The following is a 13708-nucleotide window of genomic DNA, read 5'->3' as shown; positions in this document are numbered from 1 at the left end:
CTAATTATGATATATCTATTTTTTGATTCTTCATTTTCTTAAAAGGAACTCGAACCAAGTTATAAGCACCCTTGGTTGATAAATTCTTGTAATCATCTGGCTGTAAGTCCATTTGTAAAAACTTTTTCTGTTCGGCTAACAGCAGCACTGAGGAAGGTTTTAGTCCTTTAGCAGCCTGGTTTTTAATATGCTCTACAGCCTCTTGGGGAAATTTTAAATAATTTACGTGGATGTGGCTGTAAAATACCACACTAGGCTTTTTGAAGCCAAGCATGATCAATTCTTCGTTTGGTTGTTTTGCTTCTAGAATGACCGCAGACAATTCCCTTAAGGGTAATTGACGTTCTCGATCGATAAAAAACGAAGCAGGCGTTAAGACAAAAATTACAAACGCCACAAACGCGATTAAATTAATACTGATAATGTAGTTCCAGCGGCGACTCAATAATAAACCCGCGACCAAAACAGCAGAAACTAGCCAAATTATACCCGCGATTACTGGTAAACCAGATTTTTGAATTAGTTCGTGGAAGTTACTTATAGCTGGATCGGTACCTAGTATCTGGGTTATGTTGAGCAGTGCTGTTGCCAGAATTGATAAAAATACTACATTCACCCAACCACTTATTCGCAGCAAAGACGCGGAGATGGGCAAAGTGGGAGAGGGGGAAGGAATTGTTTGCCGTGTCTCTGTATCTGAAAAAAGGTCGCTCCACAGCAGGGCTACCAGGATTGCTGCTGCTGGCATTAAAGGTAATACGTAGCTAGGGAGTTTAGTGACGGCAATGCAAAAAAAGGCAAAGATGCTAGCAAACCAGAACCAGGCAAATAAACCAAATTGCTGAAAACGTTCAAGGGATCGCCAATGCGATCGCTGCCAAAATTTTAGTTTGATTATAGAAGCTGGTAAATACACTGAGTAGGGTGCAAAACCCAACAGCACGACTAAAAAGTAAAAATACCAAGGTGCTGAGTGACCATTAACTACTTCTGTAAAGCGTTCTAGGTTGTGATAACCAAAAAAGGAGTTAATGTAATTCCAGCCATTGCGCCAAATTACTAAAGCATACCAGGGCACTGACAAAGCGAGAATTATCACTATACCTACAAGAAGGTGCATTTCCCGCAACACCTCTCGCATTTTACCCACGTAAAGCAAAAAGGCGGCAACAATTAGCCCCGGCAAAACAATTCCCACTGGCCCTTTGGTCAAAATTGCACCAGCAATCAGCACATAAAAAGCTAAGTACCACTTATTAGGGAATAGGGATTGGGGATTAGGGATTGGGGATTGGGAAAATTTCTCTTCACTCCTCAGTCCACTGCCCTCTGTTCCCAGTTTCCTAATCCCCAGTCCCCAGTCCCCAGTCCCTTCCTTCCCTGCGTACCCTAGAAAGAAACATAACAAAGCCGATGCCATACATCCGGTGAGCAGCATATCAGAGACACCCGTTCTCGCCCAAATAATAGTTTCGGGATTGAGTGCCATCAACGCTGCTGCTATAAAAGATGTTAAGTAGCGACGAGTAGGACGTGAAACTTGCTCTAATTCGTCTTGTTTAGCCAGATACCACTGGATGGTGTAAAAAGCTAAACAAACTAAGCCGAATGCGGCGATCGCAGAAGGAAGGCGTACTGCCCATTCATTCACGCCAATCAGATGATATGCGATCGCCTGACACCAGTAAATCAAAGCAGGTTTATCGAAACGAGTGTCACCATTGAAAAATGGCGTAATCCAATCACCTGTAACGTACATCTGGCGGGAAGCTTCGGCAAAAAGCGGCTCTGTCTCATCAATTAAGCCAGTATTGCCCAAATTCCACCCAAAAGCCACCCAACCAACCACTATCAACCACAAAATCGACACAGTTAGACTCAAGGCTGGATTTTTTGCTATTTTGTTGAACCACCGATCAACAGTGTGCTTAACACTCAATTTCATTCTCATTTAGTCAATAGTCAACAATCACTAATCAATAGTCGTTGGTTATCTATCTTTTGTTCTTCGGAGTTTTTAATTCAACAATTTTCCTCTATCCATTACTTAACACTTTACCAACTGTAGGGTAAGGATGTAAAAATAAAGGTTTGAGCATATTTATTAGACTTCTTGGCATTGTGGGAAAAGGGTAAGGGGAAAAGGTTCTGTATTATCCCCTTCCCCTTTAACCAAAACCTTTTCCCCCAAGAGTGCAAAAAGCACTTCTGCAATAAGTCTATTGACTCAGCACAAGTTGCCATTCTCTATTTTGGGAATTCCACTTAGGTAATTGAGTTTCGCCAATAATATAAGGGCCCCAGTAACGACGGGAACCATCTTGTGCAAAAGCAACTAAAACATCTCCCTTTTCCAGCTTTAAATTATTCTGAGGTAGGGATAGAACCAGTCCCTTCTCACTACCTTCTTCGGGAGCAAAATCCCAATGTGCCGGTACATCGTAGTGAGTTTGTTTTTTACTAGCTCCTTTTGCTACTGACTCTCGTGCCAGTAGAACCAGCCGCACAGGCTGATTTGTTCGATTGCTCATTCGCAAAGTACCTCGATCCTTGGCAATGCTTGTTGATTTATCACGCTTTGCCAAGACAGGGTAAGTATTCTCTTTATTGCTATGTTCTACTCGATTGGTTGGGGTAGGTACTGGAGTAGATAAGCTAGTGGAAAGACTTTTTTCAGGTACAACCGAAGTTGTATGCCACTCTTGAGTTTCTGTTGGCAGTTGTGAAGATGTATCTGGGTTTGTATCTGGGTTAGTGGACTCAAAGGATACGCTCAGTCCAAAGCATCCCACCAGAGCAACAAGCAGTCCCAAGCACAAAGCTGTAATACCGACGTTACGATACACTGAAGATTTCATATTGATAGTTATTTAGAAATAAATATTTTGTCTAGGCTTGACCAAATAGTAGCCTATTATCCCAAAAGGCAATCACACAAAATAGCCGAATATAGACTTTCCTCAAATTAGGAAGAGGAATGTATGATAAATATCATTTTGATTAGAAAATATTTGAAGGATATAATCTCTTTGATGTTTGAAAAACAAGAGATCCAGACATCCATTACTTTGGTTTTTGACCGTAAGTATGGATAAAAACAAGATAATTTTATACCTATTAAACCAACTCATTTCTATAAAAAAAATAAAAGTTTCCTGAAACCGTTAGCAGCCTCAACAAGGCGTCCTTTGCTAAACGTCAGTGCTTAAAGATCCTCCTTTCTAAATCTACGCAAGTTTATTCTCCTGTTGGGAGACCCTACGAGGAGCTTACTTTCATACATGAATACAAGTCAGCAAACGCGCTTAACGAACTAGCTTCCTTAAAAAAGGGGAATTTTGAATCATTTTCCCATTTTTTCAGGCTTGCTCGTGAGGAGCAAACTAAATATTTATTGTTTCCAAACATCCTCTAAGAAACTGTATTTCTGAAGAAGATGATAGAATAGTCAAATTTGAATAAACACTGCAATTCCAGTAGATATCTACAATAATAACAAACAAGCTGATGCTAAAACCAATATCCTTCTTACATTAATATAGATATATTTAAAGATATCTTGACTTTTCCCAAAAGTCCCTTTGATGCAAAACACTCGTCTCAATAACTTGTTCGATGGCATTGCTACGCGCTTTGGGCAATGGTTTTTAAATCCTTGGCGACGACTATCGTTGCTGATAATTAGTTTTTTGTTCGGTTTTTTTCTGGGAAACGCAGTTTCCACTACAGCTGGACAACGGGCAGAGTTAGACATTGTAGCAGCTGGTTTTTTAGTACTGTTAACGGAAATTACCAGCAGAATATTTTATAGTCGCAGCTTTTTGGATCGGCGATCGCTCTTGATAGACTCACTAAATCTCCTGAAAGTTGGTTTCATCTACAGCCTGTTTCTCGAAGCTTTTAAGCTGGGATCGTAGTCAGATGGAGAATTTATGAATTTGTGGCTGAGTGTTTTGGCAACCAATGGGCTGGGGGAAACTTGGAAGCAGGAAGCAAGAGAAGCAGCACTGGCAGATCGGTTAAGGGCTAAAGCTTTTGGGATCGCACCGGAAAATGCTGATGAAATGATCGAAAGGCGATCGCATTTACTAAAATCTGTCTTTCCAGCTTTTAGCGAATTCTGTCAAGCAACTTTCCAAGTACAACCCCAGGAAATGTTACAGGTATTGTGGGACTTGTGGCTACCTTTGGGGATAAAACTAGCATCGCAGCGCCAACAGTTGGGACACCCCCTGATTCAAGGAATATTGGGAGGACAAGGCACTGGTAAAACCACAATGTCCAAAATTCTCATTTTGATTCTCGATCATTTGGGATACAGGACTGTGAGTTTATCTTTGGATGACTTGTATAAAACTTACAGCGATCGCTTGCTTTTGACACAGCAAGATCCCCGCTTAATTTGGCGCGGCCCACCAGGAACTCACGATATAGACTTAGGCTTAAATGTACTAGATCAAATCCGTGAGTTGCAAAGCCCGGTGATGCTTCCCCGCTTTGATAAATCTGCTTTTGGAGGTGCTGGCGATCGCACTAATCCAGAAATGGTGGCGGATGTAGATATTGTACTATTTGAGGGTTGGTTTGTGGGTGTGCGACCAATCAATCCTGATTTATTTGATACTGCGCCACCGCCAATTGTCACAGATGAAGATAGAGCATTTGCCCGTGAGATGAATCTTCGCCTCCACGATTATTTACCACTGTGGGAGCGATTGGACAGTTTAATTGTGCTGTATCCCATCGATTATCGGTGTTCTTTGGAGTGGCGCAAACAGGCAGAACAACAGATGATTGCTGCGGGGAAATCGGGGATGAGCAATGCACAGATAGAGCAATTTGTCAATTATTTTTGGCGATCGCTGCACCCGGAATTATTCATCACGCCGTTGTTAAGAGATGCGACAGTGGTTGATATGGTGATTGAGATTAATCCCGATCGTAGCTTTGGTCAAGTGTATTGCGATCGCACTTAGGGCGTTAGTTCTCAAGCAAATCAGCTAAAAACATTATAATTTGCTCAAAGCGTGATTTATCCCTTGCTTGCCATTCATCCCAAGCTAGTCTCATACTAATTCGTAATTCGTAATTCGTAATTCGTAATTAGATAACTTATAAAAAGCTCTCTCGGTAATTTTAACTACTTGGGATATCTCCAGCTTGAAAAATCTGTTCGGCGGTTAAATTCAATTCTGGGAAAGTAGGCGAGACGATGCGATCTGTACCTCTAAATTGAGTAACTTGGTATTCACCATCGATTAATTGATAAATAGACATAGTAGGCTGTTTGGGGTTGCCAGTGAACTTTTTAGCGCCTAAACCGAGATAATCTACAACCCAATATTCAGGAATTCCAATACCTTCATACTTACCTTGTTTTGTGTAATAGTCATCATCCCAATTGGTACTAACTACCTCAACTACCAAAGGAATTGATGCCGGATATGATACAGTTGATTCTTTTTTCCATAGCGGCTCATTTACTAAATTAAGACGATTTAATATCAACACATCTGGGGAATAAGCAGAAACCGAATTCACAGGTTTTATCAGCACAGTTTTGGGAATTATATAAGGTAAATTTAATCTGTCAAATTCTACCGTTAGTTTTCTAGCGATAAAACCAACAACATCTTCATGTTCGCCAGTTGGTTGAGGCATTTCAACAATTGCACCATTATGTAATTCGTATCTTCCGCCTTCAGGACGCCAAGCTGCAAAATCTTCAAAGCTTACTAGTTTGGGTATGGCTTGAATCATAAATTTTACCTTAATTTTTACCTTGGCTTATATGTTGTTTTAATCATCAATGCTTTTAAAGTTGACAAATTGCTTTTAAAACTTGTAGTAACTGACTTGAACGTTCTCTTTCCATTAAATTTAATTCTGGCAACAGATAATAAATAGGGGGATTTCCTTGTTCGATATAGACAAATTGATAACTTCTACCATTAGTCGTTAATCCCCAAACTGATTTTTGATTATCTAAATTTTTATAAGCATAACTAAGTAGCTGAGACAAACCTGTTGATATATCAACTTGACAATTTTTAGATTCAATCAACAGTACCCAAAAATATGTTTGAGGTTTTGTAGTTTTAGCTTTATTAACAGCTAAAATATCAAACCTCCCTTTAATTTTTATATCTTCATCTTCAATTTCAATATCAGCAATATTCTCTTCCAAAACAATCTCGATCGGATAGCGATAAAAGCCAGCTAATCTTAGTAAAGGCGCAACTGCAAGAAACTTTACCTGACCTTCAGAAACTTTACCGGCTGTCAGGTAGCGTCGAAAGTCATTTCTAATTTGCAGAAGTTCCTGCTGTTCTGCTTCTATGAGAGGTTCTAAAGATAAGTAGTTAGAAAATGAGTCACTGTACTGTTCTTGAAAGCCAAACAGACGCTGAACTTCTTCTAAAGATAAATTACGAGCGTTGAGAATTGTCATATATTTTTGGTTAATTCAGGTGCAACTCAATCCAAATTCCCTATATAAAACCTATTTTAACCCTTGGTTGATTACATAGAATACAAACAATTGGTAGGGTAGCACAGCTGTGATACCCTACCGTGAAGCAAATTCAATCTAGCTTGACTACTACAGAGTAAATGGTTTGCGATTACGATCTATCAGACGATCCCATTGCATAGTTAAAGTGCTTCCCATTTTTTCCTGTTGTTTTCCCCACACCGATAGTAAATCTAGACAAGAGTGATCTATATAAGCCAAGTCTTGCATATAAACATGCAATTCACTTCCTGGAGGCACAAGTTCTAAAATGTTCGCCAATTTTGGTAGCCTCACAAATGTTGCCGCACCTTGTAAATAAATGTCTATTCGCTGATTATCTTCGTGTTTAATAACTTGGATATTCAGTACAGACATTTTGTGAATTAGTAAAACTCCTGTCAACAAAATACCAATTAAAACACCTGTGATTAGGTCAGTAACAACAATCCCGATTAAAGTGGCAGCAAAAATTACTAAAGGAAAACGTCCATACTTTTTTAACTGGCGAATATGTTCTACTTCGATTAGTTTGTAACCAGTAACAACTAGAATTGCTGCCAAACTAGAAATGGGAATTATTTTGAGCAAGGTTGGGGCTGCAATTACTAAAATTAACAGCCATAAACCGTGAAGCATCGTCGATAATCTAGTTTTAGCACCAGCTTCTACGTTTACAGAACTGCGGGCTATCACTCCTGTCATCGGCAAAGCACCCAAGAACCCACATATAACGTTGCCAATTCCTTGGGCTGTTAATTCGCGATCGAAATCGGTTCTTGTCCCAGTATGCAATCGATCTACTGCTACGGCTGAAAGTAAACTTTCTGTACTAGCAATGAATGCGATCGCGATCGCATCTAGCAAAACTGGTGCCTGAATTAAGCGTGGTAAGCTGGCAAATGTTGGTAATTGAATTGCTTGTGCCAGATTTCCAGGTACATCAACATACTGAATCGGTAATCGATACACTGTAGCTATGAAGGTGGCAATGACAACGCCGACAAGCGCGCCAGGTATCAACTTTAAACTATTGGGTTTAAATTTTTCCCACAGCAGAAGACTGATAATAGTTATTACACCTATGAGTGCTGCAAGGTGATGAACGCTACCATCAATAGAAAAGAAAGCTTTGTAAATCGTGTTGGGAATCGAAATTAAATTCTCAATGCCGTGTATACGCGGTTGGTCGTCTAACATCACATGAAATTGGGAAGCGAAGATTAATATCCCAATACCTGCAAGCATTCCATAGATGACAGCCGGTGACATGGCGCGAAACAACTGACCAAGTTTAAATATACCTGCGAGTAATTGGATTAAACCCGCTAGCAGCAGAATTGGCCCAACCATTTCAATGCCATATTGTTGAACTACTTCTGCAACAACCACCGCCAGTCCAGCAGCCGGGCCACTAACTAGCAGTGGAGAACCGGAAACTGCACCAACAATAATTCCGCCTACTATTCCTGTAACTATGCCGCGAGATGGCGGAAGTCCCGAAGCGATCGCAATACCCATGCAAAGAGGAAGGGCGACAAGAAACACCACAAATGATGCCGGTACTTCACTAGTCAATGAGGATTTGTCTATGATTGCTTTCAAATTTCTCATTTGCTTCTCCTCTAATGAAAAGTTTTTAATTTTTGGCTGCCAAGGTGAACTGTTACAATGCAGCCGAAACTAGACTTGCATTGAATAGTTCAAACCTATTTACTGAGTTTTAATTGCAACAAAATTGTATTGACATACTCAGCCCTGAAATAGCAAGCACAAAATCATTAAGTTAAATTGACTTACGGTTATAGTTACTATTTACATTTCTTAATGATTACAAGTCCATGATAACAATACTGTTATCTGATTGATGTTACATAACTTTTTTATTGGGTTTGTAGCAAAGTATTAAGTTAAATTAAACAATGGATTAGAATTACCTGAAAAAAAGGTATATTAGAACACATTTTATTAAGTTGGATTTTCTCTTAAGGATTTTAACCCCAACTGCTACCTATCCCAAAAAATTAGCTTTCCAAGCATATTGATTATCATTCTCTGGATTTTGAGAAATTATTTTTGAAAGTCTCTTAGCGCTTGATGGGATTCATCCAAGCTTCTAATCGGCTAAATGCTTGGGAAGAAAGTAGCGTCAAACACAAATAAACCACTGCTACACCTGCGTAAATTTCAAAAGCGCGATAGTTATCAGCAACAATTAGCTGTCCTTTACGTAGTAATTCTTCAAACCCAATCACAGAAACTAAGCTAGTATCTTTCAATAAACTGATAAACTCATTGCCCAAAGGTGGAATCATCCGCCGGAAAGCTTGGGGAAAAATTACATAACTCATAGTTTGCACAGAACTCAAACCTAATGATTTTGCTGCTTCTGCTTGTCCTGGTTCAATTGATTGAATTCCAGCACGAACAACTTCGGCAATGTATGCAGCGCTATTCAAACTTAAGGCAATTACCCCAGCAGTTAGACGATCGATAGAAAATGTCCAACCAAGTTCTTGTAAAATTGCTGGTAAACCAAAGTAAATCATAAAAATTTGCACCAGCAAAGGCGTTCCTCGAAAAAAATCTACATACGCCCTCGCCAACCAACGCACAGGTGCAATATGAGAAAGGCGAACAATACCAATTAAGCAACCGCCAATTAAACCAAATACTACCGAAAGTATTGTCAATTGCAACGTTACCAATGCACCCTGCAATAGACTTGGAAAAGCCTGCAATATCACCCTAATTGAAGTTAATATTTTAGATGCGCCAGCGTTAGTTTGATTCTCAAATGGTGATTTAGCTGGTAGTGATGGTGGTTCAACTTTAAACCATTTCTGGTAAATTTGAGAATAAGTGCCATTTTTCAGCACTCTATCCAAGCCATTATTTATCAATGTCAAATTTGGCGAGTTTTTAGCTGTAGCAATTCCATAAAACTCTTCCGTCAGCAATTTCTGTACTACTTTAATTCCCTGAAGATTGCCTGTATTAATTGCATATAAAGTCACAGGTGCATCATTAATTACCGCATCTACATTACTGTTAAGCAATTCTTGCAAAGCTAAGGGTGCAGAATCAAAACTGCGAATTTGCACCCCAGGAATATTCTTAGCCTTTGCAGCCCCAGTTGTGCCAATTTGTACTGCAATTTTTTTATTTTTGAGACTGTCAAAACCAGTAATATTTTGATTATCTGCGCGAATTGCGATCGCTAACCCAGCCTTAAAATAAGGACGGGAAAAAGAAACCGTTTTTGCCCTCTCCTCAGTAATCGTAATCGAACTAATAGCCGCATCTACCGTTTTAGCTTGCAAAGCGGGGATAATCCCATCAAAAGGCAGACTTTGAAAATTCACTTTCAAGTTAGCAGAAGAAGCAATCGCATTCATCAAATCAATGGAAAACCCCTGCAACTCGCCACCTTTTCCTTGAAACTCAAAAGGTGGAAACGCCGGTTCTGTAGCAACCCGCAAAGTTTTCCCCGCGCTAGAGTTCACAGCACAGCTAATCAGTAATAAACAACTAAAACCTACGAAGACACATAAATACAGCCAACGCATAAAACCAACTTTAGCCATATTATTTTCTTCTCCTTCTGTGCCTTTGCGGTTTATTAAAATATTACAATCAACTGTAGAACAGCTTTATATAAGTAATGAATAATACCATCCCCGTCATTATTTTTGAGAATATCGAAAAAAACTTTGGTTCCCTAAAAGTCCTCAAAGGAATTACCGGCGAAATCAATCGGGGAGAAGTCGTTGCAGTTATTGGTTCCTCCGGCTGTGGTAAAAGTACCCTACTACGTTGCTTCAACCGCTTAGAAACCATTGACAAAGGGCGTTTAATTATCAACGGAATTAACTTATCCCGACCCACTGTCAACTATAGCCAACTGCGGCAACTACGAACACAAGTAGGCATGGTTTTTCAACAGTTCAACCTGTTTCCTCATCTCAGCGTCTTAGAAAATATGACACTTGCACCGCGTAAAGTCTTGGGTAAAACACCAAAAGAAAGCGCGCAACTAGCGAGATTATATTTAGAAAAAGTTGGTTTATCTGACAAAGCCTCTGCTTATCCCGAACAACTTTCTGGCGGAGAAAAGCAACGAGTAGCGATCGCTCGTAGTTTATGTATGAATCCCCAAATCATGCTATTTGACGAACCCACCAGCGCCCTAGATCCCGAACTCGTCGGTGAAGTTCTGCAAGTAATGCAACAATTAGCCACAGAAGGGATGACAATGGTAGTTGTCACCCATGAAATGCAATTTGCAAAAGAAGTAGCCCATCAAGTGATATTTTTAGACAAAGGTATTGTCACAGAACAAGGCCCAGCCTATGAAGTGCTAACCAATCCCCAAAGCGATCGCCTACGTATTTTCCTAAGTCGCCTTCAAATAATTCGTAATTCGTAATTTGTAATTCGTAATTAAAAACTTCTTTTAAACTCCTCACTCATCACTAGACTTCTTGGCATTTATCGGGGTAAAGGCGAAGGGGAAAAGGGTAAAGAAACTCAAAATCCTTTCCCTTTAACCTTTACCCTTTTCCCTATTTTGCAAAAATATATTTTTGCAAGAGGTCTACTCTTTAAAGGTACTCACGCAAAAAATCAAAGGGATCGTCTTCCCAACAAGGTTCAGGTATTAACCAAAATAAACTACCGCTGATGTCGGCTTCAATTTCATCACCGTCGTCTCTATCAAATAGTTCTATCAAAGCTGTCCAATCACGTTCTCTGAGAGATGTTATGGATGGGGCATATAGCTGGAGATTATTTGAGTAATTCACGCGCAAAGTTGTGCTTGAGTGCCGTAAAAAGTTAGTATAAAAGTTTATAAATAATCGGATTATAGCTTTGACAATCGCAGTTATACCAATTTAAAATTTTAAATCATTTGTCATTTGTCCTTTTTTTAATCACCAATGACCAATGACCAATGACAGCCAACTCCAAAAATATTTCACAAATGATTTAGGACTGCTATACTCTCCTAAGTGTCTCACAATTTAAATAGGACTGCTATAGTATTTATTACATATTACAAGCGGAATTTAATCAGACAGGAAAAACCCTTGAGGCTGAGATTCTACTAATTCCACGCCAAAGACTTCCGCAAAAGATTGTGCTATGTAAAGACGCACTTCTTGGCAGGTGATACCTGGAATCCATTCGGCTAAACTGCCTACAGGTTTGTCAGAAATACCGCAGGGTACAATGCGCTCAAAGCCTGTCATGTCTGGACAAACATTTAACGCAAAGCCGTGCATAGTAATCCAACGGCTGACTTTAATACCAATAGCCGCAACTTTTCGCCCTTGCAACCAAACGCCAGTAAAAGCCGGAATTCTTTCTCCTTGCAATCCATAAATTGCCAATAGACGAATTATTACTTCTTCGAGTTGCCGTAAGTACCAATGGAGGTCTTTCCGATAACGTTGCAGATTTAAAATTGGATAGCCCACGAGTTGACCGGGACAATGGTAAGTAACCTCACCGCCTCGTTCAACTCGATGCACATCGTATTCACCTTTGTCAATATCAAATTTGAGAAAGTCTGAGTTGCTTCCTTGTCCCAAAGTGTAGACAGGTGGATGTTCTAGCAAAATTAACACGTCATCTAGACTTGGGTCATGAATGCGATCGCTTAGAAGCGATCGCTGCCATCCATGAGCTTCTAAGTAAGGCATTAATCCTTGATTATACAGCAAACAAATGTTTTTTTGCGATCTGGTACTATGGATCATCCCAAAATTCAACCGTATAAAGAACTAAATATATTTCAAGTTACCTAATGAGAATCAAAAATTGTCAAGCTTTGCAAAGGATTTTAAAGGAAAGTCAAGGGAAGATGCATTAGAAAAAACAAAGTGCTAGCTTGAATATTAACCTCAATAGGTTTTAGGAGGAATTCTCTGCAATAAGCATTATGCCAAGACAATAAGGAAGAATGTACTGGCTGATGACTTTAATATCATTGTTTGCATTTCAAACAGAATCAAACTTCCACAGAACCTTGTATTCTTGAACAACAGCAAGCAAACCTCAATCCAACACAGAAGGAGCAAATATCAACAGTTCTGTAAGCATTCCTTTAAAGGAAAAGGTAGTCATAGGAGCTACAATTAGATTTTCTCAACTCTTGAGTGCTAATTGGATATACAATAAGACATCAGCGCAGAGATGAGGAGGTAAATCAAGGGTATACTTGACAATTCCTCAGATGCAGCAACCTGAGAGATAGCTTAACAGCAGTAGATACAATATAGTTCACAATTTGTTTTGGCGGGAGTAATAAACCTTACCGCAATTTCTTTTCATACAAAGCAAATTCACACATCTAAAATATTCAGCGGGAGAGTATTACATGAAGCTTGTCATCCACGGCAAAAATATTGAAATCACCGATGCGATTCGTGAGTATGTACATCAAAAAATTGAAAAAGCAGTTAGTCACTTTCAAAGCATTACAAATGAAGTAGATGTGCATCTTAGCGTCGCCCGGAATCCCCGAATTAATCCAAGACAAGCGGCTGAAGTAACTATTTATGCTAATGGTAGCGTTATTCGTGCCGAGGAAAGCAGCGAGAGCCTATATGCCAGCATTGACTTAGTTGCAGATAAAATTGCGCGTCAACTGCGGAAATATAAAGAACGGCGTCAAGACCACAAAACTCATGCTCAACCAACAGAAGTGGTTATTCCAGAGTCGATAGTAACAGATTTAATTGGCGATCGCACCGCCGAATTGCCCAACGAAGTCGTCCGCACCAAATATTTTTCTATGCCGCCGATGACTGTTGCAGAAGCTCTAGAACAACTGCAACTCGTGGGACACGACTTTTATATGTTCCATAATTCTGAAACTGGAGAGATTAATGTAATTTACGAACGTAACCACGGCGGTTATGGTGTCATCCATCCCCGCAATGGTAACGGGAATACTAACGGCAAAAATGGCAAGGCAAGCCATACTAATATAGTCATGCCGGAAAAGTCGCATTCTAGTAAATAGGCACTGGGAAATAGTGGAGATGAGGTGAGCAGGGGAGAAATTGCAGTAGGTCTTTCCCCTCTCTACCTCTGCCTTTTCCAATGTCCATTTCATCATTTCGCAAAGTTTTGCCAAGTTTTCAGATATTTAGAAAAGATTTTCACTTTAAAATAGCAAACTTATCCATA

General features: G+C 39.7%; 12 protein-coding genes. 4 read left to right on the top strand and 8 right to left on the bottom strand.

Going from position 1 to position 13708, the window contains the following annotated elements; genetic code table 11:
- Positions 1-4: 4 nt before the first annotated feature.
- Complete coding sequence (locus RMX89_RS03250) at positions 5-1951, bottom strand: glycosyltransferase family 39 protein (RefSeq protein ID WP_322687902.1); 1947 nt, start codon at positions 1949-1951, stop codon at positions 5-7.
- 268 nt (positions 1952-2219) lie between these two features.
- Positions 2220-2858, bottom strand: coding sequence for a hypothetical protein (locus RMX89_RS03245; protein WP_322687901.1), 639 nt, complete (start codon positions 2856-2858; stop codon positions 2220-2222).
- A 726-nt stretch (positions 2859-3584) separates the two neighbouring features.
- Between RMX89_RS03245 and RMX89_RS03240 the strand changes: the two genes are divergently transcribed.
- Positions 3585-3917, top strand: a complete 333-nt coding sequence (locus RMX89_RS03240) for a DUF565 domain-containing protein (RefSeq protein WP_322670812.1) — start codon at positions 3585-3587, stop codon at positions 3915-3917.
- 15 nt (positions 3918-3932) lie between these two features.
- Positions 3933-4976: a glycerate kinase gene (locus RMX89_RS03235; RefSeq protein WP_322687900.1), complete on the top strand. Its 1044-nt coding sequence runs from the start codon at positions 3933-3935 to the stop codon at positions 4974-4976.
- Between the two features lie 160 nt (positions 4977-5136).
- Here the strand turns inward: RMX89_RS03235 and RMX89_RS03230 are convergent, their stop codons facing one another.
- From RMX89_RS03230 to RMX89_RS03215, 4 genes are all read right to left on the bottom strand, one after another.
- Positions 5137-5760, bottom strand: a complete 624-nt coding sequence (locus tag RMX89_RS03230; RefSeq protein ID WP_322687899.1) for a Uma2 family endonuclease — start codon at positions 5758-5760, stop codon at positions 5137-5139.
- A 55-nt stretch (positions 5761-5815) separates the two neighbouring features.
- The gene (locus tag RMX89_RS03225) at positions 5816-6451 is read right to left on the bottom strand and encodes a restriction endonuclease subunit R (protein ID WP_322687898.1); all 636 of its coding nucleotides are present in this window, start codon (positions 6449-6451) and stop codon (positions 5816-5818) included.
- A 150-nt stretch (positions 6452-6601) separates the two neighbouring features.
- Positions 6602-8125 (bottom strand): SulP family inorganic anion transporter, encoded by a 1524-nt coding sequence (locus RMX89_RS03220; protein WP_322687897.1) that lies wholly within the window; start codon positions 8123-8125, stop codon positions 6602-6604.
- Between the two features lie 473 nt (positions 8126-8598).
- Complete coding sequence (locus RMX89_RS03215) at positions 8599-10098, bottom strand: ABC transporter permease subunit (protein ID WP_322687896.1); 1500 nt, start codon at positions 10096-10098, stop codon at positions 8599-8601.
- A 77-nt stretch (positions 10099-10175) separates the two neighbouring features.
- On the opposite strand from RMX89_RS03215, the gene RMX89_RS03210 reads away from it, so the two are divergent.
- Positions 10176-10940 carry an amino acid ABC transporter ATP-binding protein gene (locus RMX89_RS03210; protein WP_322687895.1) on the top strand — a complete coding sequence of 255 codons (765 nt, stop codon included), beginning with the start codon at positions 10176-10178 and terminating at the stop codon, positions 10938-10940.
- A gap of 175 nt (positions 10941-11115) precedes the next feature.
- Here the strand turns inward: RMX89_RS03210 and RMX89_RS03205 are convergent, their stop codons facing one another.
- Positions 11116-11316: a hypothetical protein gene (locus RMX89_RS03205; RefSeq protein WP_322670805.1), complete on the bottom strand. Its 201-nt coding sequence runs from the start codon at positions 11314-11316 to the stop codon at positions 11116-11118.
- Between the two features lie 264 nt (positions 11317-11580).
- Positions 11581-12273 carry a lipoyl(octanoyl) transferase LipB gene (lipB, locus tag RMX89_RS03200; RefSeq protein WP_322687894.1) on the bottom strand — a complete coding sequence of 231 codons (693 nt, stop codon included), beginning with the start codon at positions 12271-12273 and terminating at the stop codon, positions 11581-11583.
- Positions 12274-12893: 620 nt separating this feature from the next.
- On the opposite strand from lipB, the gene hpf reads away from it, so the two are divergent.
- The gene (gene hpf, locus RMX89_RS03195; protein WP_322687893.1) at positions 12894-13541 is read left to right on the top strand and encodes a ribosome hibernation-promoting factor, HPF/YfiA family; all 648 of its coding nucleotides are present in this window, start codon (positions 12894-12896) and stop codon (positions 13539-13541) included.
- Positions 13542-13708: the final 167 nt, after the last annotated feature.

The organism is Nostoc sp. DedSLP04, assembly GCF_034530775.1.
Lineage (GTDB): Bacteria > Cyanobacteriota > Cyanobacteriia > Cyanobacteriales > Nostocaceae > Nostoc.
This window is presented reverse-complemented; position numbering and strand designations above follow the sequence as displayed.

Excerpts from the sequence above, each read along its gene's own strand:
- RMX89_RS03250 (WP_322687902.1), bottom strand. The coding sequence starts at position 1,951 with ATGAGAATGAAATTGAGTGTTAAGCACACTGTTGATCGGTGGTTCAAC.
- RMX89_RS03245 (WP_322687901.1), bottom strand. The coding sequence starts at position 2,858 with ATGAAATCTTCAGTGTATCGTAACGTCGGTATTACAGCTTTGTGCTTG.
- RMX89_RS03240 (WP_322670812.1), top strand. The coding sequence starts at position 3,585 with ATGCAAAACACTCGTCTCAATAACTTGTTCGATGGCATTGCTACGCGC.
- RMX89_RS03235 (WP_322687900.1), top strand. The coding sequence starts at position 3,933 with ATGAATTTGTGGCTGAGTGTTTTGGCAACCAATGGGCTGGGGGAAACT.
- RMX89_RS03230 (WP_322687899.1), bottom strand. The coding sequence starts at position 5,760 with ATGATTCAAGCCATACCCAAACTAGTAAGCTTTGAAGATTTTGCAGCT.
- RMX89_RS03225 (WP_322687898.1), bottom strand. The coding sequence starts at position 6,451 with ATGACAATTCTCAACGCTCGTAATTTATCTTTAGAAGAAGTTCAGCGT.
- RMX89_RS03220 (WP_322687897.1), bottom strand. The coding sequence starts at position 8,125 with ATGAGAAATTTGAAAGCAATCATAGACAAATCCTCATTGACTAGTGAA.
- RMX89_RS03215 (WP_322687896.1), bottom strand. The coding sequence starts at position 10,098 with ATGGCTAAAGTTGGTTTTATGCGTTGGCTGTATTTATGTGTCTTCGTA.
- RMX89_RS03210 (WP_322687895.1), top strand. The coding sequence starts at position 10,176 with ATGAATAATACCATCCCCGTCATTATTTTTGAGAATATCGAAAAAAAC.
- lipB (WP_322687894.1), bottom strand. The coding sequence starts at position 12,273 with ATGATCCATAGTACCAGATCGCAAAAAAACATTTGTTTGCTGTATAAT.
- hpf (WP_322687893.1), top strand. The coding sequence starts at position 12,894 with ATGAAGCTTGTCATCCACGGCAAAAATATTGAAATCACCGATGCGATT.